The 627-nt window shown below is 71.1% G+C and carries 1 protein-coding gene; it reads left to right on the top strand.

Annotated features, from left to right (window positions below; translation table 11 throughout):
- Nucleotides 1–627, top strand: a 627-nt coding sequence (locus tag CCN37_RS37980) for a hypothetical protein (protein WP_210408407.1), incomplete at both ends; no start/stop codon positions are given.

Raw genomic sequence — 627 nt, 5'->3', positions numbered from 1 at the left:
CCTCGACGACTCACGGGAAGCGGAGGACGAAGACAGCTCCTGGCCGGTCATCGACCCCGATCCTGAACCGCGGCACGACGTCGTCGACGAGTTCGAGGACGAGCCTGTCGCCGACGAGGACCACCCGGCGCCCGACGAGTCGCCCGAGCCCGCGTTCTTCGAGGCGCCGACGACGCAGTTCCCGGTGATCGTCGAGGACGGCCGGGCCCGGCTCGCCGATGACGAGTTCGCCGACGATCCCGACTACTCCGGGCAGGAGACCTCGTTCTCCGCCGATGAGCTGGAAACCCGTGCGGCGCAAGGGATCGAGCCAGCGGACGACGAGTACGACCTGCCGAGCGGCCTGCTGCCCTCGGTGGTGGGCTTCACCGCGATGCCGGACTCGCACACCGCCTCGCCAGCGGCTGACGCGGACGCCGCCGACCTCGACGACGACCTGGTGGAGATCACCGACGTCCGACTGGCCGACGAGCCGGACCCACTGCCCGAGGCGGTCGTCGAGTCCTACCACCGCGACCGCTGGTCGGAGCCGGACGAGCTGGAGCTGTCCGCCCTGCCCAGCTTCAGCGAGCCCGAGCCCGAGCCGGAACTGGAACCCGAGGCCGACGCGACCGAGCAGGCGCGCAA

The organism is Allokutzneria sp. NRRL B-24872, assembly GCF_002155965.1.
GTDB lineage: Bacteria > Actinomycetota > Actinomycetes > Mycobacteriales > Pseudonocardiaceae > Allokutzneria.
This window is presented reverse-complemented; position numbering and strand designations above follow the sequence as displayed.